Consider the following 17,888-nt stretch of genomic DNA (forward strand, 5'->3'; position numbering starts at 1 on the left):
ACCATCATCACCACGTCGCGGTTGGCGATGTGAGCCAGTTCGTGGGCGAGGACGCCCTCGACCTCGCCGGCGTCGAGCGTCGCGAGCAGCTCCCGCGAGACGACGACCGTCCCGGCCCCTTTCCGCCCGACTGCGAAGGCGTTGGGTACCCCCATCCGCGCGATCATGAGCCGGGGTTTGTCGATGCCCATCTCCTCGGAGAGCGCCTCGACTTGCCGGTGGATCTCCGGGTACTGCTCCTCGGGCATGTCTTCGGCCCCGACGCTCCGGATCGCGGCCCACTTGCCGACCTTGTACTGGACGCCCACGAACAGGACGCTGCCGACCAGGACCAGCCACAACGGGACCGAGAACGCGCCCATCGCCACGACCGCGGCGACGGCGTAGAGCGCGAACAGTATCGATCCCACGACCGCCATCCGCGCGGTGAGATTCGGGTGACGCATACGTGACGTGTTCCCGTCCCGACGACTCAAGAACCCTCCGCTTGTCGTCGGTCGACCGTGAAGTTCCCCTCGAGACACGTGTGAGATTCCTGATTGGTAACTAGTAGACGCGTTCTACGGGCGTTCGAACGCAATTTCCGACGGCCGAACGCTCTCCTCTGAAGGGGACGACGCGCCGCGGAAAGTTGCTGTCGGCCGACGGCCGTCTAAATATCTATTGCTCGAAATTTCTGCCAGACGAAAAGCCAAAACTCACATCTGGAAGTGACGAGACGCTGAGCTATGAACCGCAAGCTGATGATACCCGGAGTCGCTTTGGCTCTCGCTGGCGTTGCCCTGACCGCCGAGTTCGACCTGACAGGGCCTCAATTCCCCGACAACCCCGTCGAGTGGCTCGGATGGACCGCGGTTCTGTTGGGACTGTTCCTGATGAAACTCGCTGCGACACGCGAAACGTGAGCCCCACCGATGAGATGTCCCGCTCGGTGATATCGTTCGGATCTATTCGAGTACGATTGTCGCTCTCGATGGCGAGCACACGCTTCGCGGTACTCGCCGTGTGGTTCGCGGCAGAATCATAGCGGGAGGTAGATCTGAACCGGAGGCAGACGTGCTCGCTCACTAGGTTCACTGCGCGCGACTGCCAGGGTTCAAATCTCCTCGGCCTATTTTCGAGGAAACGGCTCACTCGTCGCTACGCTCCTCGTTCGCGTTGTTTCCTCGAAAATAGCGGGAGGTAGATTTGAACTACCGATCTGCGGGTTATGAGCCCGCCGGAATCTCCTGGCTATCCCATCCCGCTATCAGTTTATACCGGCGACCACCCATTAAGGGTTGTGATTCGCTCGCCGTCCGTGAATTAGTCCCGTGGTCACGTCTCGTGGACCTGCCAGGTGAACAGGCTCTCGAAGACGTAGTTGACGAACATCGCGACTCCGATGGCGAGCGGGCTCGCGAGCAGGAACCACAGGTCCGTCTCGGAGACGACGACAGTCACGTCCAGTCGCTGGGTCAGGAACCAGTAGATGGCGAACTGAATGAGCGAGCCGCCCGAACGGACGAGGTGGGACTTCCCTAGCCGACGCAGGAACGCCCTCGCTCCCGGCGCCCCTTCGTCGGCGAACGTCCAGTGCTCGTTGACCGTGAACATCACCAGGATCGCCGTCTCGATCCCCACCGCCTTGGCGAGCAGTTCCGGGACGCCGAAGCCGAGGCCCAACAGGACGAGCATCGCGTTGTCGGCGACCGCACCGACCGCGCCGACGGAGACGAACTTGCCGAACCGCACGCCCGAGAGCAGGGCGTCGAGCCGGGAGTCGTCTCCGCCTTCCACGCCGCCCTCGCTCGCTCGCGCCGACCGCTCGCCGTCAGTCATGTTTGTCCACCAGTGCGGTCGGCTCCTCGCGGGTCGCCGCGATGGCGTTGTGGACGCGGCTGTCGCGGATCTGTTTCGCGCGGTGGCGCGAGGAGAGCAACGCGCCGGCGAGCCGAACGGACGTGCGGACCGGTGAAACGGTCGATCCGGGCATATCCTCCCAGGTGATCGGCACCTCGGCCACGTCCAGCTCCAGCGCGCCGGCCATCGCGACCAGTTCCACGTCCCAGGCGAAGCCCGGCTCGTAGAGGTGCTGTCGGACGGCCGCCCACGACTCGGCGGTGATCGCCTTCGCACCGCACTGGTAGTCGTAGAGGTCGGCGTCCAACATCCGGCGGGCGAGCCAGGCGAAGCCGTCGCCGAGGAAGCGACGGGCGAACGTCTGGTGGCTGGTGATCGTCGAGTCGGGGTGGCGGCGGGAGCCGACGGCCACGTCGGCGCCGCCGTCGGTGATCGCGGCGAGCACGTCGGCGAACTCGGCGGGCGCGGTGGAGCCGTCGGCGTCGACGAACCCGAGCACGTCGGTGTCGAGCGCCTCGAACCCGGCGGTAACGGCGGCGCCTTTGCCCCGGCGGTACGGCGAGAGGTGGACGGTCGCCGGCAGGTCCGAGAGGGCGGCGGCCACCCGGTCGTCGGCGTCGTCCAATTCGATCCGGATCGCGTCGGGAGCGAGCGCCTCGTCGAGCGAGCGAACGTACTCCGTGAGTCGGTCCACGTCGGGACGGAAGGCGGGGACCACGAGACCGACGGACGCGCTCATTGTCTGCCGTGACCACCGCGGCGAGTAAAAACCGTTCGGAACGACCGACATCTTGACGGCCGCAGTCGAGCGTCCGCCGGCCGCGGTCACCGACCCCGACGACCCGTGTCGGCGGCCGTTCCCCGGACCCCGGGTGGTCCATAAGAGGTATAGGGTCCGGAGACGGCCACACTGGTAATGGAGTACGGTCTGGTCATCTGGTGGCTCGTGGCCTACCTCGCCTTCATGGCGGTGGGGATGCCGCTCGCGGCCGCCCTGTTCCCCCGGCTCGCCGACCGCGGCGCGGGCGTCGCGCTCCCGACGGCCCTGGCCGTCCTCTGGGTCGTCGCATACCTCCTCGGTCACGTCTCGCTGACCGTCGGCTTGCTCGTCGGGCTCGCCGCCCTCGCGGCCGCCGCCGGCGCCGCGCTCTACCGCGCCAACGAGACGGAGGGCGCCCCGCTGTTCGACCGCCGCCGCTACGCGGAGGCCGCCGCCGTGTTCACCGTCGCGTTCCTGTTCATGATCGCCGTCCGCGCCGTCGACGCCGGCGTCCATCCCTTCCTCGGCGAGAAGTTCCTCGACTTCGGCATGCTGCAGTCGCTGTTGCGCGCCGACGCGCTCCCGCCGGAGGACATGTGGTTCGCCGGCCGCCCGGTCCAGTACTACTACGGCGGCCACCTGATAACCGCCCTGCTGACGAAGATCACCGGCACCGAGGCCCGCTTCGCGTACAACCTCGCGCTCGCCGGCTTCTACGGCATGCTCGTCACCGCTGCCTACGGGCTCGCCGGCTCGATCGCCGCGAGTCGCGGCGTCTCGCGGGTCCGCGCCGGTGCGTTCGCCGCCTTCTTCGCCGGGTTCGCGAGCAACATCTCGACGCCGGTCTACTTCGTCGCCTGGCTGCTCCCCGACGGGATCGCCTCCTTTTTCGCCGGGCTGTTCGGGACGGGCCTGGGACGGGTCGGCGCGGGCGGACTGACGGACTTTCGCTACTGGGACGCGAGTCGCGTCATCGAGGGGACGATCAACGAGTTCCCGCTGTTCGCCTGGCTCAACGGCGACCTGCACGCTCACATGATGTCGACGCCGTTCGTCCTGCTCACCGCGGCGCTGCTCTTTAGCTACTACCGCACGCCCGAGACCGACGTGACCCGCCGTCGGCTGCTCGTACTCGCCGTCGTGCCGCCGCTCGCGGGCATGCTCGCCGTCGTCAACACGTGGTCGTTCCCGACCGCCGGCGGGCTGACCTTCCTCGCCCTCGCGCTCTCGCCCGCGGACCCGGTGACGCTGTTGCCCGGCTCGGTCGCCGACCGCGTCCCCCGACGAGAGAACTGGCAGCGCGAACTCGCCCGTCACGGCGTCGCGCTCGGCGGTGCGGTCGCCGTCGTCGCCCTCGGGCTCGTCTGGTCGCTGCCGTTCTGGCTCGGCACCGCCAGCGGCCGCTCGATCGCTTTCCTCCCCGACCGGAGCTCGCTCGGCGGCCTCCTGTTCGCCCACGGCGCGTTCGTGGTGCTGTTCGCGGTTCACCTGGCCCGGAACTCCTTCGCGGAGGTCGACCCCCAGCACGTCGCCGAAGCACTCCTCATGCTCGGGATCACCGTGGTGGTCGCCTGGCTCGGCGGCTCGGCGGCCGCGCTCGGGATCTTCGGCCCGATGATCGTCGTCGCCTGGATCCTCCTCCGAACGCAGGCCGACGTGGTCCACCGGGCGACCGCACGGGCCGCCGGCACCGCCCGCAAGGTGGCCACCGACGGCGGGGCTCCGACCGAGGCCGCCACCGGCGAAACGCCGCCCGAAACCGCTTCCGGAACCGACGCGGGGATCCCGGCACGGCTCCGCGACGTGGTCGGCTTCGAGACGCTCCTGATCGTCGCCGGCGCGGGCATCGTCGTCCTCGTCGAGTTCGTCTACGTCCAGGAACAGGCCGGACCGGGCCGAATGAACACCGTGTTCAAGACCTACGCAGACGTGTGGATCCTCTGGTCGGTCGCCGCCGGCGCGATCCTCGCCCACCTCGTCGAGAACCACTCGCCGGGACTGGCGCTGTCGGGCGAGCGGTGGGCGTCGGTCTTCCGCGCGCTCGCGGTGGTTCTGATCGTCTCCACCTCGCTGTACGGTGCCCTGGCCCTCGGCGGCCACTTCGCCGGCGACGGCTACTTCAGCCGGTACAACCACCCCGACGACCCCACGCTCGACGGCTTCACCTACATCAACGAGACCCACCCCGAGGAGTACGCCGCAATCCGCTGGTTCGAGGACGTCGAGGGCCAGCCCAACATCGCGTCGGCCCCGGGCCAGGACATGTACCGCTGGACCAATCCGATATCGAGTCTGACCGGCGTCCCGACGCTGGCCGGCTGGGCCCACGAGGTCGGGTATCGCGGCGGGGAGTCCTATCGCACCCGCGTCGACGACGTGAACACCATCTACACCGGGAGCCCGGAACAGCGGGCCTACTACCTCGACGTGTACCAGGTCGAGTACGTCTACGTCGGGTCGAACGAGCGGTCGGCCTACACGAGCGACGACCTGGCCGTCTTCGAGTCGATGGCCGGCGTCACCGTCGAGAAGCAGTGGGACGGCGCGACCGTCTACCGGGTCGACCGACAGGCGCTCGAGTACACCGGACAGGGCGGTTGATACCCCAGAGGCGCCGAATCCGACCCGCCTCGCCGATCAGTGCGAGTCGGCGTGGCGCCGTCGGTGGACGACCCCCTGATTGTTCGCCGCCTTCTCGACGAACGACCTGAGCGCCTCGCCCGTCTCACTGTCCTCGTCGAGTACCATCGGTTCGCCGGCGTCCCCGCCCTCGCGGACGGCCGGGTCCAGCGGGATATCGCCGAGGAACGGCATCCGCGCCTCTTCGGCGAACGCTTCGCCGCCGCCCTCGCCGAAGATAGCGTGTTCGCCGCCGCAGTCCGGACATCTGAACGAGCTCATGTTCTCGACGATCCCCAGCACCGGCGTCTCGTGTTCGCCGAACATCTCCAACCCCTTACGGGCGTCGTCGATGGCGACCTCCTGGGGCGTCGTGACGATGACGGCGCCGGTGACGGGGACGCTCTGGAGCAGCGTGAGCTGCGTGTCGCCGGTCCCCGGTGGGAGGTCGACGACCATGTAGTCGAGGCTGCCCCACTCGACGTCCTCCCAGAGCTGGGTGAGTACCTTGTGGACCATCGGGCCGCGCCAGATAACGGGGTCGTCCTCGCCGACGAGGAAGTCCATGCTCATCAGCTTCATGCCGTACCGCTCGGGCGGCACGAGCGTCTCCTCGGGCGTCGCCTGCGGTTGCTGGTCAGCGGCCAGCATCCGCGGGACGTTCGGCCCGTACACGTCGGCGTCGAACAGCCCCACGCGGGCGCCGAGCTGTGCCAGTCCCGCCGCGAGGTTCACGGCGATCGTGCTCTTGCCGACGCCGCCCTTCCCCGACGCCACGGCGATGACGTTCTCGACGCCCGGCAGGACCGACCCCTCGGCGACGAGCCCGCTGTCGACCTCGGCGTCGAGTTCGACCCGCAGGTTCAGGTCCGACAGTGCCTCACGGACAGCCCCCGCGATGTCGGTCTCCGTCGGGGAGTAAGGCGCGCCCAGCGCCAGCGAGACGCGGACTGCCTCGTCGTCCACCTCGACCGAGTTGACCAGCCCGAGCGAGACGATGTCGTCGCCGAGATCCGGGTCCTCGACCGTGCCGAGCAGGCCGAGTACGTCGTCTTCGTCCATACTCCGTCTCCGGTGGTCCCGGCGAAAAGGGTTGTGGAGCCCCCCTCGACCGACTCCGTCCGATCCCTCCCTCTCGTAGCTTGCACGAAACTACCACGTCATCGATCAGTATCACGAACATTTTTATGGGGAAGAGGCAGAATATCGTCACGACAGGATGACACGCTGGGGGGCGGGGGTTCCGACAGTCGCGGTGAGCGCGGTGCTGATGGTCAGCGCGACGCTCGCCGGTGTCCCGATCGCGAACGCGGTGGGCGCGGGCGGTCCCGACGATGGAGGCAACGAGTCGCCGCTGGCGGACGCGGGGCTCGACCGGAACGTCAGCGCCAACGTGACGGTGTTTCTCGACGCGACGGGGTCGCGCGATCCCGACGGCGAGGTCGACGAGTACGACTGGCTAGTCGAGCGACCCGGAGGCGGGTATACGATCCCGTCGTGTCCGACGTGCGGGCGGACGCGGTTCGTCCCGCGCGAGACGGGCACCTACAACGCGACGGTCACGGTGACCGACGAGGATGGCGCGACCAGCACGGACACGCTACGGATCAACGTCGAGCCGTCGAACGGTCCGACGGTGACGATTTCGGGGCCGGACAGCGTGGTCGAGGGGCAGGTCAGCGCGTACTCGGCGTCGGTTTCGGCCGGGGCGAACGACCTGGCGGCCGTGGTCTGGCGCGCGGACGGGCGGCGGCTGAACCGGACGACGCTCACCGGCGAGACCGCGTCCGTCGACCGCCTCCACGCGTTCAGATCCGACGGGACTGTCACGCTCAGCGCGACCGCGGTCGACCGACTCGGCCGGGAGCGCACGGCGACACAACGGGTGACCGTCACCGAACCGGACACCTCTGGCGGCGGATCGGTCGGCGGCGGATCGGTCGGCGTCGGTTCCGGTATCGGAACTTCCTCCGCCGATAGCGAATCGAGTAACGGGAGCGTCGGCAGCGACAGTGGAACGGCGTGTTCGCGCTACACCCGCAACGACGACCGGTACTGCGACAACGACCGCATGACCCTGGACAGTGACGGCATCGTCGTCTCCGACGCCGACAACGACGGCTCGACCGAATGGGCCGGGGTGGAACTGGACGAGGAGTTCGCGCAGAGCCACGACGGCGTATCGTTCGACTCCGTCGACGGCGTCGCGAAATTCGACAGTCAGGAAGCGTACAAAGAGGCGTTAGGGGTAGAATCTGTGAATATTAACCCGGATGCTGAGGTGAACATAAAGCAAAACAGGGAAGATCAAGGGGACGGCACTGGCGGAAATGAGTTTGGGTCTGGAGATGGTACTGGTTCTAAAAATACAAAAAATACGACAGATGGTTCAAACTCAAACACGGAGAGTGAAAATTCGAGAGATATTCCCGAGAGAGTGATGGACAGGATACAAGACGAAAGAGGCGGCTCGTCATCCACCGACCAGAATGAAACCAATACAGGGGACTCAAATACAAGAACGGGTCGAGTGCCTCCAGGCCAAAATAACGGAGGTTTCTAACCATTATTGACTTTCGTGAGAAGACACGAGGCTTGAGTACAGTTACGTCGCTACTGCTAGGTTCAGTCCTTTTATTTGTGGTTCTATTTCTAACGATCTCTGGGACCGGACTTTTCATTAATAATCCGAGTGGTACTGGATTCGAGACTCCAACGACAACACCGGATCATACCTTTGTCCAATATACAGAAACTTCAAAAGTTGAGACGCGAGACCCCGCTATAACTTCAACTGGGGCCCCGGTGACGACTATGGAGCCAACATTAACACCTTCAGCCACTTTAACTCCGGAACCTTTGCCAACATCTGCTGAAACAACAACAGCCCCTGTAACTGTTGTACCTACGCCGACTCCTGCATCTGACCCATTTGCAAATGAGAAGTACGGTCAATTTGTAGGCGCAGTCCTTGGGGAGGCAGAAGTTGATGCAGCAACTCCAATTAGACTTCGTGCTTGGAAAGTTGCTGAAGGGAATTCCCTAATTGTAGTTTTGAATTTAACATCTGAATCAGAGAATGATGCCAGAAGAGCTAGAGAGATAAACACGCTAGTCACCAGCGGATTTGCACAGGCTGTTGCTCACCACGATATGGAAAGAATTGATGGGAAAATAACGGACAGGCTTCGAATTGCCGAAGTGAACAACACCGGTGCTCGGCCAAAGACTCTCATCGTCAATACCTCGCTCGCACGAGAGTACTACACTGGCCAGATCAACGCTGTAGAATTCACTGAAGAGTACTGGAAGACTGAGAGAAACATGACCGCTGACGAGATAGAGTTCGTGTACAATATGGATATGCGGACAGGAAATCAAACGCTCCACAACGCGACAGCCGACTGATTTTATAGAAGTGCAACAATCACCCGTTCCCAGCGTGCTACTAAATTATTTTTTAGCTAACATATATTCCTGCCCCGCCCTGACACCCTGGCGATGACGCTACCCGACTTCGGTCCCGCGGACGACGACCGACTCCACGAACTGTCGCACGACGCCCTCTCGAAAGTCGCACAGACCGACGACGACGCACCCACGTTCGACACGGGCACGACGATCGTCGCGATCGCCACCGACGGCGGTGTGGTGATGGCGGCCGACCAACGGGCGAGTCTCGGCGGCCGATTCACGACGAACAAGAACGCCGAGAAAATTTCGCAGGTCCACCCCACTGCGGCGCTGGCGATCTCGGGGTCGGTCGGGCCCGCGCAGAACCTGATCCGGTCGATACGGGCCGAAACGAGTCTCTACGAGTCTCGCCGGGAGGGCCCGATGAGCATGCGGGCGCTCTCCCAGACCGCGGGGCATCTCGTGGCCGGGCTTCCGGTCGCGCCGATCCTCGGCGGTGTCGACGCCGAGGGCGGGCACGTCTACGAACTCGACGGCGGCGGGAGCGTGATGGCGACCGACTACGCGGCGGGCGGGAGCGGGATGCAGGTCGCCTACGGCGTGCTCGAACGGCGGTTCGATCCCGGAGCGACGCTCGACGAGGCGACCGAGGCGGCCGTCGCTGCGGTCGAAGCGGCGAGCGAGCGCGACACCGCCAGCGGCAACGGCGTGACCGTCGCGACGATCACCGACGAAGGGGTCGAAATCGAGGGGATCGGCGACGGGCGAGACGCGCCGGGCTGCGACAGCGCGGGGGAGGAGGTGGCCTGATGCAGTCGAACGACCAGCAAGCCTACGACCGCGGGGTGACGGTGTTCTCGCCGGACGGTCGTCTGTACCAGGTCGAGTACGCCCGCGAGGCGGTCCAGCGCGGGAGTCCCGCGGTGGGGGTCGTAGCCGACGACGTAGTGGTGTTCGCCGCCCACGCTCGGCCGCGGTCGCCGCTGATGGAGGCCGACAGCATCGAGAAGGTCCACGACCTGGACGGGAGACTCGGAGTCGCGACGGCGGGGCACGTCGCCGACGCACGCCGGCTGGTCGACTTCGGGCGGCAGTTCGCCCAGCGCGAGCGACTGCGCTACGGCGAAGCCCCGGGCGTCGAACCGCTCGCGAAGGCCGTCGCCGACCGGATCCAGGAGTCCACGCAGACCGGTGGGACGCGGCCGTTCGGGGCCGCACTGCTGGTTGGTGGCGTTCCGGAGGCGTTCCGGTCGGCTGGTGGGACTGCCGACGCCGACCCACGGCTCTACGAGATCGACCCATCGGGGACGCCGACCGAGTGGCGCGCGACCGCGGTCGGCCGCGGGAGCGACGCTATCCGCGGCCACCTGGAAACTGAGTACTCGACCGGGCTGGACACCGGGGCAGCCGTCTCGCTCGCACTCACTGCGCTGGGCGCGGATGCCGACGAGGCACCGACCGCGGCGGAGATCGACGTGGCCGTGCTGGACGGGGACGGTTTCGACGCGTTCGACCGCGACCGGCGGGCGACCGCGCTCGCCGACGCCGGACTCGGCGGGGCATCGTGACGCGAGCGAGTCCGCGCCGATAGGGTATCGTCAGGACTCCGCCGGGCCCGACTCCGCGGTGTCGTTCGCGCGGACGGTTTCAGCGTCGTCCGTCGATACCGCGGTCGAGTCGTCAGTGTGCGTGCCGGTGGCGCTGTCGTCCGCGTCGGCTCTCGCGCTCGGTTCCTCCCGGGACTCCCGACGGTGGTCGACGACGCGGCCGTCGCCGGCGACGTAGCACACGAGGACCTCGCCGTCGAGGCGGACGCTGACGACGATACACCACGGGTCGCGGGAGACGGCTCGTTCGCGCCACTCGCTGCCGACGTTCCAGATGGGGCGGTCGCGCACGTCGCGGTCGTGGTCGTGATAGAACGCGACGACCGCGGGGTGGTCGAGCAGGGTCAGCGCGACCGGACAGCGCAGGTCCGCGCCGCAGGTCTCGCACTCGTAGACCGTCTGGACCGGGACGTACTCGTCGTCTCGGTGGGACGCGCCGTGGTCGGCCTCGTCCTCGGCGGGCTCGATCCGGGCCGACACCGTCGCGGTACACTCCGGGCAGACGCCGTCGTCGAACGACTCGATACGGCGACGGTGGTGGGCGTCGACGGCGTCAGCGAACTCGTCGGAATCGCGGGCGGCGTAGCCGCCCGGGGGGAGCGAGAGTCGGAGGACCGTCCCGCCGCAGTCCCCGCAACCGACCTCGGTGACGTTGTCCGCCACGGCGGCGACGAGCCCGTCGCCGTCACAGAGCGGACACGGCTCGTCCAACTCGACCGGGTCGCGGTCGACGCTGGCGGTGTAGGTGCCGGCGGCGACCGCCCGGGCGACCGACCGGCCGGCGTCGGTCAGCTCGTAGCGTTCGTCCTCGCGCTGGCGGACGAACCGCTCGGTGAGCCGGCGGAGGTGGTAGGCGAACCCGGCAGTGGTGTCCGCATCGGTGGCCTCGGCGAGGTCTGAGAACGCGCGCGGCGATTCCGTGTCGAGCGCGCGGACGACGGCCAGGCGGGTCTCCCCGCCAAGCGCGCCGAAGGCATCGCTCGGCGTCGGTGCGTCGGGGTCCTCGGGGTCGCTCGCGCCACCGCCCGCGGACTCGGGGTCCGACGCTCCGTCCCCGCCCTGTCGACCGTGGGTCATGACACGCAACTGCGTGGCACGGCGGTTTCAACCTGTCGTCGGAGGCGATCCCTGCACCGAACTGGTCGTCTGTGCGGAAACCTTGCAACGGGCACCGGTCTTATTACCGCCGGGCCGAAAGAGCCGGTATGCTCGCGGACGAGTTCGGTCGGGAGGTGTCGGGCGTGCGCGTCTCGCTCACCGACCGGTGCAACTTCGACTGCGTCTACTGCCACAACGAGGGGCTGGGGGACACCCGCGGCCCGATGGCGCCCCGCGAGCACGAGATGACCACCGACGACGTGGTCCGCTTCCTGGAGGTCGTCGCCGAGTTCGGCGTCGACTCGGTGAAGTTCACGGGCGGCGAGCCGCTCCTGCGCGACGACTTGGAGGAGATCGTCGCCCGCACGCCCGAGATGATGGAGACCTCGCTCACCACGAACGGGACGATGCTGCCCGGTCGGGCCGAGGACCTGGTCGACGCCGGGCTCGAACGGGTCAACATCTCTCAGGACGCCCTCGATCGGGAGACGTTCAAGCAGGTGACCCAGGCCGGCGCCTACGACGCGGTGATGGACGGCGTCGACGCGGCGCTCGACGCCGGGCTCGCGCCGGTGAAGCTCAATATGGTGGTATTCGAGCAGACCGCAGGCTACGTCCCGGAGATGGTCGAGCACGTCGCCGAAAACGAGGGGCTGCGCCTGCAGCTCATCGAGTACATGCCGGAGATCGCGGGCCACCCCGAGTGGGCGATCGACATTCAGCGCGTCCACGACTGGCTCGCCGAAGAGGCCGACCAGGTCGAGCGCCGCGAGATGCACGATCGGCGGCGCTACTGGGTCACGCCCGAGGATAGCGACGGCGGCGGCGACGACCTCCTCGGCGACGACGGCGCGGTCGACGAATCGCGGGCCGGGATGGTCGAGATCGTCGACCCCGTCGAGAACCCGACGTTCTGTGCGAACTGCCATCGCGTGCGCGTCACGCACGAAGGGTACCTGAAGGGGTGTCTCAATCGCAACGACGACCTCCGGCCGATGGGCGAGATGACTCGGGCGGAGATCCGCGAGACGTTCCGCGAGACGGTCGCGAACCGCGTCCCCTACTACGGCGAGTACATGGTGAAAGAGGACGGCGAGTGGGTTGTCAACGAGGAGTACCTCGACGACTCGCCGGTCAACGACGCCTATCCGACGGTCGACGAGACGCCCGCGGAGACGGACGACTGAGCGGCGAGCGGCGGGCGGTTCGCGTTTGCCGGCTGCAAAACGCTGAATGGCGCGAGTCCCGTTGGTCCGTCGTGAGCACGTACCAGCCCGCTTCGTGTAACATCGGTCGACGTCAGCGCAAGCGCCGTCTGGCCGTCGCGGGCGCGGCCTTCGCCGTCGCGGCCGGCTACGTCGGTGCAGTCGTCGCAGGCTATCTACCGGAGCAGCTTCTGATCGGTGTGTTCGTTCCGTTCGCTGTCGGGTTCGAGTGGGGAGTCCAGGCGGTCACCAGTTTCTGCGTCCGCCTGGCCCTGCTGAACCGCTACGACTTCGGGTCCGGCGACGGCGCGACCGGAACCGTGTCGGACCCGAGTCACCGAAAGGCCGACCACGAGTACGCGGCGAAGATCACGGTCGCGGCGGTCGCGCTCGCCGGCGCGGTGACCGCGTCGACGGTCGCAGTCGTCTGATCAGTCGAGCTCGGCCAGCGTCCGCTCGGCGATCTCACCCATGTCGGTCGTCCCGTAGCGTCGTTTGGTGACGGCGCGCATCCGTTCGTCGGCTTCGGCCCACGCCTCGGCGGTCCAGAAGCGGGCGACCTTGGCGTCACTCCCTGCCGACAGCGAGCCGCGGGTGTCCTCGCGGCGGACGGCATAGTCGAAGGCGACCATGTGTTTGCCCTCGACGGGCCACGTTCCGCGGCCGGCGACCAAGGTCAGGTCGTCGCGGTCGACGGCGAGTCCGGTCTCCTCTTCAAGCTCGCGCGCGGCCGCGGCGTCGGGGTTCTCCCCCCAGTCGACGTGTCCGGCGGGCGTGCCCCATTGCCCCTCCGTCTCGCCGACCGCGCGCTGGACGAGCAGGACGCTGTCGCGGTCGACTACCGTGACGCTCGCGCCGGGCGTCGGGCTGTGGAAGACGTACCGCTCGCAGTCGTCGCAGACGGACGCGCCGGGGGCCAGGTCCGAGTCGCGGAGCTCGTGTCCGCAGTAGCCGCAGAAGTCCGGTTGGAAGTTCGTCATCGCTCCGGGATCGTAGCGGTCCGTGTTAACCCCTGCGCAGAGCCGGTCCCGACGATTGGCTCCGTGAGCTTGGGGCTACGGCCGCCGGAACGTGTAGGTGACGCCGTCGCGCTCGACGCGGAGCTCCCCCGCGTCGTGGTCGAAGACGAGCCGCTCGGGGACCCCCGAGAACTCGTGGAGGGGCATCCCGGTCTCGATCCGGCCGCCTGGGTGGACCGTGACGTGGGTCGTCCCGCGAAAATCGGCGACGAGCGACCCGTCGTCGCGCTCGGAGACGGTGCCCGACCCGGCGAAGCGTTCGAGGGCGCGCCGGACGGCCTCGCCGTCGGCCGGGTCAACGGATTCAGTATCGGCCATATCGACACGTCGGCCCGGGCGGGCAAAGCGGTGACGGCGGGTCGGGCGGGGGTCACCGTCAACCCGCGGGCCGAGGTCCGTGCCACCGACCCCCGCGATGGATTCACTCCGTGATGTTTAAATAGGGGCCGGGAGGTAATTCAGGTACGCTCGTGCAGGGGCATCGGGTCCCGAGTCCCGCCGGACCGACCGCGCGAGGGCGCTAGTATACAACCGCACGCTGCAAGTGCGTGTCGTGGTAGCCAAGCCTGGCCCAAGGCGCAGGGTTGCTAACTCTGTGGCGTACAGCCTCCGGGGTTCGAATCCCCGCCACGACGCTCACACCCGAATCACAGACACATGAGTGCAGAAGACCAAGACCCGGACGAGAGCGAGGAGGAAGACATTCGCTACTTCGTCCGAATCGGCCAGACCGACCTCGACGGCACGAAGTCCGTCGAGCGGTCGCTCACCGACATGAACGGTATCGGCCATCGCGCGGCCCGCATTATCGCCGAGGAGGCCGGCATCGACCGCCGGGCAGTCTTCGGCAAACTCGACGAGGACGACATCGACGAGATCGTCGCTCTCGTGGAGGGCTTCGCCGAGGAGGCGCCCGAGTGGCTCGTCAACCACCGGAACGACTTCTTCGCCGGCGAGGCCACCCACGAGACGGGGACCGACCTCGAGATGTCCCGTCGTCAGGACATCAACCGCATGAAGATGATTAACTCCTACAAGGGCGTCCGGCACAAGCGCGGACAGAAGGTCCGCGGTCAGCGCACGAAGTCCACCGGCCGCTCCGAGGGCACCATCGGCGTCAACGTCGAGGCCATCAAGGAAGAACAGGCCGAGGCGGCCGAAGCAGAGGGGGATGAGGAGTAATGGCGCTCGGTAGCAACACCAAGTTCTACGAGACGCCCAACCACCCCTACCAGGGCGAGCGCATCAGCGAGGAGTCCGCGCTCACCGGTCAGTACGGCCTCAAGAACAAGGAGGAGCTGTGGCGCGCCCAGTCCGAGCTGCGCGCCTACCGCCGGGAAGCCCGGAAGCTGCTGGGCCAGACCGAGACCGAGGGCGCGGCCAAGGAGACCGAGGAGTTCCTCGCTCGCCTCAAGCGCATCGGCGTCCTCGACGAGACGGACTCGCTGGACGACATCCTGTCGCTCGACGTGACGGACATCCTCGAACGGCGGCTCCAGACGGTCGTCTACCGGAAGGGGCTGGCCAATACGACGAGCCAGGCCCGCCAGTTCGTCTCCCACGGCCACGTCACCGTCGAGGGTCAGCGCGTCACCCGACCCTCGAAGAAGGTCGACGTGAGCGAGGAAGGGAGCGTCGAGTTCGACTCGACGAGCCCGCTGACGGACGAACTCCACCCCGAACGCGCGGAGGACCAATAACATGAGCGAGACCCAGGACGACAAGTGGGGCATCGCCCACGTGCACGCATCGTTCAACAACACGATCATCACGATCACCGACGAGACGGGCGCCGAGACGCTCGCCAAGTCCTCGGGCGGAACTGTCGTGAAGCAGAACCGCGACGAGGCCTCGCCGTACGCGGCCATGCAGATGGCCGAGGTCGTCGCCGAGGAGGTCCGAGCGCAGGGCGTCGAGGGCGTTCACGTCCGCGTGCGCGGTCCGGGTGGCAACCAGCAGACCAACCCCGGTCCGGGCGCGCAGGCGACCATCCGCGCGCTGGCGCGAGCCGGCCTGGAGATCGGTCGCATCGAGGACGTGACCCCGATCCCGCACGACGGCACCCGCGGTCCCAAGAACGCAGGATTCTAACGATGGAGGACTACGAGGTCGAGTTCGTCGAACGCGGCGACCGGGAAGCGCGATTCCTGGTGCGGGGGATCACCCCCGCGTTCGCCAACGGCATTCGCCGCGCGATGGTCGCGGACGTGCCCACCTTCTCCATCGACGAGCTGCGTGTCGTGGAGAACTCCAGCGTCATGTTCGACGAGCAGATCGGGCTCCGGCTCGGGCTGGTCCCGCTGACCACGCCCGAGGGCGAGTTCGAGATCGGCGACGAAGTGACGCTGGCGCTCGACGTGGAGGGGCCGAGCCGCGAGGAGACGACCGAGACGGTGACGGCCTACTCGGGCGACATCGTCTCCAGCGACGAGATGGTCCGACCCGCCAACGACAACATCCCGATCATCGACCTCAAGGCCGGCCAGCGGCTCGAAGCCGAGGCCGACGCGGTGCTCGACCGAGGTCGAGACCACGCCAAACATCAGGGCGGCGTGGCCGTCGGCTACCGTCACCTCCAGCGCGTCGAGGTCGTCGGCGACAAGGGCGAGTTCGCCGACGAGGAGCCCCACATCCTGCGCGGGGTCGTCGAAGAGGACGGCGAGCTGGTCCACACGGACGAGTTCGGCAACGACCTGACCCAGCGCTACCCGGGCAAGGAGATCGAAGTCGAAGACGTACCGAACGCCTTCGTCTTCCACGTCGAGACGGACGGGTCGCTGACGGTCGACGAACTCGTGACCCGGGCGGTCGGCTCGCTTCGCGACCGCGCGGACGAACTGCGCGAATCGATCCAACTGTAACGATGAACAGCCCCCTTCAAACCCACGGCGCTCGCATCCGGTCGTCGGGCAGCAGTTCCGACGGCCACGAGCGCTCCGTTCGCCTGGCTGCAAACGCGCAGGCGGCGGCTCGATCCGGCGCGGCGAGCGCCGGGATCGAAAGCGGTTTGAAGGGCGGCACGAAAGACAGAATCGCGAGCAGGGATAGCCAAGTCAGGCCAACGGCGCAGCGTTCAGGGCGCTGTCCCGTAGGGGTCCGCAGGTTCAAATCCTGCTCCCTGCACTTTTCTAGGAGAAACGTATGAGCAAGAGCAATCCGAGACTCAGTAGCCTCATCGCTGACCTCAAGACGACCGCCCGCAACTCGGGCGGCGACGTCTGGGGCGACGTGGCCGAGCGCTTAGAGAGTCCGCGGCGCACCCACGCGGAAGTCAACCTGGGGCGTATCGAGCGATACGCCCAGGAGGACGAGACCGTGGTCGTGCCCGGCAAGGTGCTCGGCAGTGGCGTCCTGCAGAAGGACGTGACCGTCGCTGCGGTCGACTTCTCCGGCACGGCCGAGAAGAAGATCGACCAGGTCGGCGAGGCGGCACCGCTAGAACAGGTACTCGAGAACAACCCCGAGGGATCGAACGTGCGGGTGATCCGATGAGCCTCGCCGAGTTCGAGGCCGACGTGGTCGTCGACGCGCGTGACTGCATCCTCGGTCGCGTCGCCTCGCAGGTCGCCGAACGGGCGATGGACGGCGAGCGCGTCGCCGTGGTCAACGCGGAGGCGGCGGTCATCACCGGCAGCGAGGACGACGTGATCGGCACGTTCGAGACGCGCCGGGAGCTTGGCTCCGACCAGGGGCCGGCCTACCCGAAGCGACCGGACGGCATCCTCAAGCGGTCGATCCGCGGGATGGTGCCCTACAAGACGACGCGCGGTCGCGACGCCTTCGAGAACGTCCGCGTCTACGTGGGCAACCCCTACGACGACGAGGGCGAGGTCCTCGACGGCACGTCGCTGGACCGACTGTCGAACATCAAGTTCGTCTCGCTCGGCGACGTGAGCGAGGCGCTGGGAGCCAACAACACATGGTAACGAACACCTCAGGCAAGAAGAAGACGGCCGTGGCCCGCGCGACGATCCGCGAGGGCGAGGGTCGTGTGCGTATCAACGCACAGCCAGTGGAGTTGACCGAGCCGGAGCTGGCCCAGCTGAAGATGCTCGAACCGTTCCGCCTGGCCGACGACGACCTCCGCGACGGAGTCGACGTCGAGGTGGACGTGCAGGGCGGCGGCGTGATGGGGCAGGCCGACGCGGCCCGCACCGCCATCGCCCGCGGGCTGGTCCAGCACACCAACGACGCCGAGCTGCGCGACGCGTTCATGGAGTTCGACCGGTCGCTTTTGGTCAACGACGTGCGCCAGAGCGAGTCCAAGAAGTGGGGCGGCCCCGGCGCACGGGCCCGCTACCAGAAATCCTACCGGTGATATCGC

Annotated in this window: 22 protein-coding genes and 3 tRNA genes; 17 read left to right on the top strand and 8 right to left on the bottom strand. The window is 67.1% G+C overall.

What is annotated here, in order from left to right; translation table 11 throughout:
* Positions 1-446: M48 family metalloprotease (locus C475_RS10030; protein WP_006883710.1), on the bottom strand; the 446-nt coding region annotated here is incomplete at its 3' end.
* A 282-nt stretch (positions 447-728) separates the two neighbouring features.
* Between C475_RS10030 and C475_RS23840 the strand changes: the two genes are divergently transcribed.
* On the top strand, positions 729-905 hold the full coding sequence (locus C475_RS23840) for a hypothetical protein (protein ID WP_161625183.1): 177 nt from the start codon (positions 729-731) through the stop codon (positions 903-905).
* A gap of 268 nt (positions 906-1,173) precedes the next feature.
* Here C475_RS23840 and C475_RS10035 read toward each other — a convergent pair.
* The 3 genes from C475_RS10035 to C475_RS10045 all read right to left on the bottom strand — a co-directional run bounded on the left by C475_RS10035 (position 1,174) and on the right by C475_RS10045 (position 2,581).
* Positions 1,174-1,248: transfer RNA gene (locus C475_RS10035), tRNA-Met, on the bottom strand.
* 69 nt (positions 1,249-1,317) lie between these two features.
* Positions 1,318-1,821 (bottom strand): GtrA family protein, encoded by a 504-nt coding sequence (locus C475_RS10040; RefSeq protein ID WP_006883711.1) that lies wholly within the window; start codon positions 1,819-1,821, stop codon positions 1,318-1,320.
* Positions 1,814-2,581, bottom strand: a complete 768-nt coding sequence (locus C475_RS10045; RefSeq protein ID WP_006883712.1) for a glycosyltransferase — start codon at positions 2,579-2,581, stop codon at positions 1,814-1,816. Before C475_RS10045 ends, C475_RS10040 begins: the two co-directional genes overlap by 8 nt.
* Before the next feature lie 177 nt (positions 2,582-2,758).
* Here C475_RS10045 and C475_RS10050 point away from each other — a divergent pair, with 177 nt between their 5' ends.
* Positions 2,759-5,203 carry a DUF2298 domain-containing protein gene (locus C475_RS10050; RefSeq protein WP_006883713.1) on the top strand — a complete coding sequence of 815 codons (2,445 nt, stop codon included), beginning with the start codon at positions 2,759-2,761 and terminating at the stop codon, positions 5,201-5,203.
* Positions 5,204-5,239: 36 nt separating this feature from the next.
* Here the strand turns inward: C475_RS10050 and C475_RS10055 are convergent, their stop codons facing one another.
* Positions 5,240-6,283 carry an Mrp/NBP35 family ATP-binding protein gene (locus C475_RS10055; protein ID WP_006883714.1) on the bottom strand — a complete coding sequence of 348 codons (1,044 nt, stop codon included), beginning with the start codon at positions 6,281-6,283 and terminating at the stop codon, positions 5,240-5,242.
* 250 nt (positions 6,284-6,533) lie between these two features.
* On the opposite strand from C475_RS10055, the gene C475_RS10060 reads away from it, so the two are divergent.
* From C475_RS10060 to C475_RS10075, 4 genes are all read left to right on the top strand, one after another.
* Positions 6,534-7,784 carry a PKD domain-containing protein gene (locus tag C475_RS10060; RefSeq protein ID WP_204366161.1) on the top strand — a complete coding sequence of 417 codons (1,251 nt, stop codon included), beginning with the start codon at positions 6,534-6,536 and terminating at the stop codon, positions 7,782-7,784.
* Positions 7,785-7,816: 32 nt separating this feature from the next.
* Positions 7,817-8,629, top strand: coding sequence for a hypothetical protein (locus C475_RS23095; protein WP_152436380.1), 813 nt, complete (start codon positions 7,817-7,819; stop codon positions 8,627-8,629).
* A 93-nt stretch (positions 8,630-8,722) separates the two neighbouring features.
* On the top strand, positions 8,723-9,445 hold the full coding sequence (locus C475_RS10070) for an Ntn hydrolase family protein (RefSeq protein WP_006883717.1): 723 nt from the start codon (positions 8,723-8,725) through the stop codon (positions 9,443-9,445).
* Entirely contained in the window at positions 9,445-10,203 is a 759-nt protein-coding gene (locus tag C475_RS10075; protein WP_006883718.1) for an archaeal proteasome endopeptidase complex subunit alpha, read from the top strand. The genes C475_RS10070 and C475_RS10075 overlap by 1 nt, the downstream gene beginning before the upstream one ends.
* A gap of 30 nt (positions 10,204-10,233) precedes the next feature.
* Here the strand turns inward: C475_RS10075 and C475_RS10080 are convergent, their stop codons facing one another.
* Positions 10,234-11,319: an ArsR/SmtB family transcription factor gene (locus C475_RS10080; protein WP_006883719.1), complete on the bottom strand. Its 1,086-nt coding sequence runs from the start codon at positions 11,317-11,319 to the stop codon at positions 10,234-10,236.
* Between the two features lie 128 nt (positions 11,320-11,447).
* Here C475_RS10080 and moaA point away from each other — a divergent pair, with 128 nt between their 5' ends.
* Positions 11,448-12,527 (top strand): GTP 3',8-cyclase MoaA, encoded by a 1,080-nt coding sequence (moaA, locus tag C475_RS10085; RefSeq protein ID WP_006883720.1) that lies wholly within the window; start codon positions 11,448-11,450, stop codon positions 12,525-12,527.
* A 71-nt stretch (positions 12,528-12,598) separates the two neighbouring features.
* Positions 12,599-12,976: a hypothetical protein gene (locus C475_RS10090; protein WP_006883721.1), complete on the top strand. Its 378-nt coding sequence runs from the start codon at positions 12,599-12,601 to the stop codon at positions 12,974-12,976.
* On the opposite strand, the gene C475_RS10095 is transcribed toward C475_RS10090, so the two are convergent.
* The gene (locus C475_RS10095; RefSeq protein ID WP_006883722.1) at positions 12,977-13,525 is read right to left on the bottom strand and encodes an NUDIX domain-containing protein; all 549 of its coding nucleotides are present in this window, start codon (positions 13,523-13,525) and stop codon (positions 12,977-12,979) included.
* Between the two features lie 75 nt (positions 13,526-13,600).
* Entirely contained in the window at positions 13,601-13,882 is a 282-nt protein-coding gene (locus tag C475_RS10100) for a hypothetical protein (protein ID WP_006883723.1), read from the bottom strand.
* A gap of 232 nt (positions 13,883-14,114) precedes the next feature.
* On the opposite strand from C475_RS10100, the gene C475_RS10105 reads away from it, so the two are divergent.
* From C475_RS10105 to C475_RS10145, 9 genes are all read left to right on the top strand, one after another.
* Positions 14,115-14,199, top strand: a tRNA-Ser gene (locus tag C475_RS10105).
* Between the two features lie 22 nt (positions 14,200-14,221).
* The gene (locus C475_RS10110; protein WP_006883724.1) at positions 14,222-14,746 is read left to right on the top strand and encodes a 30S ribosomal protein S13; all 525 of its coding nucleotides are present in this window, start codon (positions 14,222-14,224) and stop codon (positions 14,744-14,746) included.
* The gene (locus tag C475_RS10115; protein ID WP_006883725.1) at positions 14,746-15,264 is read left to right on the top strand and encodes a 30S ribosomal protein S4; all 519 of its coding nucleotides are present in this window, start codon (positions 14,746-14,748) and stop codon (positions 15,262-15,264) included. The genes C475_RS10110 and C475_RS10115 overlap by 1 nt, the downstream gene beginning before the upstream one ends.
* A gap of 1 nt (position 15,265) precedes the next feature.
* Positions 15,266-15,655, top strand: a complete 390-nt coding sequence (locus tag C475_RS10120; RefSeq protein WP_006883726.1) for a 30S ribosomal protein S11 — start codon at positions 15,266-15,268, stop codon at positions 15,653-15,655.
* 2 nt (positions 15,656-15,657) lie between these two features.
* A complete protein-coding gene (locus C475_RS10125) occupies positions 15,658-16,425 on the top strand; it encodes a DNA-directed RNA polymerase subunit D (RefSeq protein ID WP_006883727.1) in 768 nt (255 codons plus the stop codon).
* Positions 16,426-16,602: 177 nt separating this feature from the next.
* Positions 16,603-16,687 (top strand) — tRNA-Leu (locus C475_RS10130).
* Between the two features lie 18 nt (positions 16,688-16,705).
* Positions 16,706-17,056, top strand: coding sequence for a 50S ribosomal protein L18e (locus C475_RS10135; RefSeq protein ID WP_006883728.1), 351 nt, complete (start codon positions 16,706-16,708; stop codon positions 17,054-17,056).
* Positions 17,053-17,490 (top strand): 50S ribosomal protein L13, encoded by a 438-nt coding sequence (locus C475_RS10140; protein ID WP_006883729.1) that lies wholly within the window; start codon positions 17,053-17,055, stop codon positions 17,488-17,490. The genes C475_RS10135 and C475_RS10140 overlap by 4 nt, the downstream gene beginning before the upstream one ends.
* The gene (locus tag C475_RS10145; protein WP_006883730.1) at positions 17,484-17,882 is read left to right on the top strand and encodes a 30S ribosomal protein S9; all 399 of its coding nucleotides are present in this window, start codon (positions 17,484-17,486) and stop codon (positions 17,880-17,882) included. The genes C475_RS10140 and C475_RS10145 overlap by 7 nt, the downstream gene beginning before the upstream one ends.
* The last annotated feature ends 6 nt before the right edge of the window (positions 17,883-17,888 follow it).

Origin of the sequence: Halosimplex carlsbadense 2-9-1 (genome assembly GCF_000337455.1) — an archaeon.
GTDB classification, from domain to species: domain Archaea; phylum Halobacteriota; class Halobacteria; order Halobacteriales; family Haloarculaceae; genus Halosimplex; species Halosimplex carlsbadense.

Coding starts and splice junctions, on each gene's coding strand:
- C475_RS23840 (WP_161625183.1), top strand. CDS start 729: ATGAACCGCAAGCTGATGATACCCGGAGTCGCTTTGGCTCTCGCTGGC.
- C475_RS10040 (WP_006883711.1), bottom strand. CDS start 1,821: ATGACTGACGGCGAGCGGTCGGCGCGAGCGAGCGAGGGCGGCGTGGAA.
- C475_RS10045 (WP_006883712.1), bottom strand. CDS start 2,581: ATGAGCGCGTCCGTCGGTCTCGTGGTCCCCGCCTTCCGTCCCGACGTG.
- C475_RS10050 (WP_006883713.1), top strand. CDS start 2,759: ATGGAGTACGGTCTGGTCATCTGGTGGCTCGTGGCCTACCTCGCCTTC.
- C475_RS10055 (WP_006883714.1), bottom strand. CDS start 6,283: ATGGACGAAGACGACGTACTCGGCCTGCTCGGCACGGTCGAGGACCCG.
- C475_RS10070 (WP_006883717.1), top strand. CDS start 8,723: ATGACGCTACCCGACTTCGGTCCCGCGGACGACGACCGACTCCACGAA.
- C475_RS10075 (WP_006883718.1), top strand. CDS start 9,445: ATGCAGTCGAACGACCAGCAAGCCTACGACCGCGGGGTGACGGTGTTC.
- C475_RS10080 (WP_006883719.1), bottom strand. CDS start 11,319: ATGACCCACGGTCGACAGGGCGGGGACGGAGCGTCGGACCCCGAGTCC.
- moaA (WP_006883720.1), top strand. CDS start 11,448: ATGCTCGCGGACGAGTTCGGTCGGGAGGTGTCGGGCGTGCGCGTCTCG.
- C475_RS10095 (WP_006883722.1), bottom strand. CDS start 13,525: ATGACGAACTTCCAACCGGACTTCTGCGGCTACTGCGGACACGAGCTC.
- C475_RS10100 (WP_006883723.1), bottom strand. CDS start 13,882: ATGGCCGATACTGAATCCGTTGACCCGGCCGACGGCGAGGCCGTCCGG.
- C475_RS10110 (WP_006883724.1), top strand. CDS start 14,222: ATGAGTGCAGAAGACCAAGACCCGGACGAGAGCGAGGAGGAAGACATT.
- C475_RS10115 (WP_006883725.1), top strand. CDS start 14,746: ATGGCGCTCGGTAGCAACACCAAGTTCTACGAGACGCCCAACCACCCC.
- C475_RS10120 (WP_006883726.1), top strand. CDS start 15,266: ATGAGCGAGACCCAGGACGACAAGTGGGGCATCGCCCACGTGCACGCA.
- C475_RS10125 (WP_006883727.1), top strand. CDS start 15,658: ATGGAGGACTACGAGGTCGAGTTCGTCGAACGCGGCGACCGGGAAGCG.
- C475_RS10135 (WP_006883728.1), top strand. CDS start 16,706: ATGAGCAAGAGCAATCCGAGACTCAGTAGCCTCATCGCTGACCTCAAG.
- C475_RS10140 (WP_006883729.1), top strand. CDS start 17,053: ATGAGCCTCGCCGAGTTCGAGGCCGACGTGGTCGTCGACGCGCGTGAC.
- C475_RS10145 (WP_006883730.1), top strand. CDS start 17,484: ATGGTAACGAACACCTCAGGCAAGAAGAAGACGGCCGTGGCCCGCGCG.